This is a genomic window from Thermogemmatispora sp., assembly GCF_042408735.1.
Taxonomy (GTDB): Bacteria; Chloroflexota; Ktedonobacteria; order Ktedonobacterales; family Ktedonobacteraceae; genus Thermogemmatispora.
Map to the genome: position 1 here is coordinate 1 of NZ_JBHOQV010000209.1, position 1352 is coordinate 1352.

Annotated in this window: 1 pseudogene; it reads right to left on the reverse strand. The window is 50.5% G+C overall.

Annotated features, from left to right (window positions below):
- Positions 1-1352: pseudogene (locus ACFMO7_RS22275) on the reverse strand (hypothetical protein); the annotation flags it as partial.

Consider the following 1352-nt stretch of genomic DNA (forward strand, 5'->3'; position numbering starts at 1 on the left):
TGGCTGAAAAGGACAAGAACCGGATGGGGCCGCAAAGCCAGCCGCTCTGCCTGCTCCAGGAGATCCGGCTCATCAAGACATATCAGGGCCATCAGAAGTGCAGCTCTGAGTTGCTCATTCTGCTCCTGCTGCCAGAGAGCACGCAACAGAGGACCAAGGCCACGCTCACCGCTTCCACCTAGCAAAAAAGCCAGAGCGGCACGCACTTCGCTATTTAGAGTGCTATCCATCAGGGCAGCCAGTGCTTCGGTACGCGCCAGCTCTATTCCTCGCATCATAGGAAGTTGCAACCCATCCACGCAGATCTGGCGCACCGCTGGGGGCAGCCTTTCATCCCTGACCAGCGACAGCAGTATCTCTACAGCCTGCTGACCCTCCCAGGATTCTAATTTTACACCAAACATTTCATTTTGAATAGATATCGTATCCATATCTAAATTATTACCTGCTGTATCAAGCATTATATCATATATTGTTGCTCCGAAAAGTCCATATAAAACGCCAATCAATGCTTTTGTATATTCACATCTAAGAGCAATACTTATTTGATTATCACTAATAAGAGACGATAGAATCTTTATTGTTTCTCCTTTGCTAGTGCGCCGGGTCATCATCTGAGTCAGTAGCATCTGTGCCTGCCGATCCCGCTCCGCCGCGATTGGCCAGTGCCATTGCAGAGCCTGTAGATGAGGCGGCAAAGTATCATCCACCGATTCGAGAACCTTACGCTGACTTCTTCTTTCCAGCTTTCGACGATCATCTCCGGAAAGAGCAAGCTGATATTCTCCTAAATTAAAAAGGTAATCAATAAATAATTTCATATTTCCTTTCTCTTTATTATTTAAAATATCAAAAATACGATCTTCGATACTACTATCTTTTGGACCAAAGAGGGGTTTGCTATAGAGCGATCCTAGTTCCACCAATAGGTGAGACAATAAATTTTGCATCAGACGATAGGGTGTGCGCCGCAGCTCGTCAAAGAGGCGATTCGGTAACTCCCGCCTTAACTCTGGCCAGGCCTGCAGAAGAGGCTGAGCCAGCAAACAGCGCCCCGCCAGCAGAAGCTTGCTCTGAAAGAGATCCTCTGGGGGCGCCTTCCTATTGCCTTTCAGCAACGCCCGAAAGAGCGGCGTAGCATCGCTTACAGCGCCGGCATAGAGCAGCGTCACCTCCTCCCACCAGGGGTCACCCAGGTAGGGCAGCAGTGGCTCGACCTTGCCGCTCTCGCTGACATAGCAGGCCGCGCAGTACTCCTGCAGCGTCAGGTGGAGAAAGCCATAGAGATCCTGACCTTGCTCGCGCAACAGCCCACAGTCGTCACTGAGAGACTTCAGCACCTGGCTGGCCAG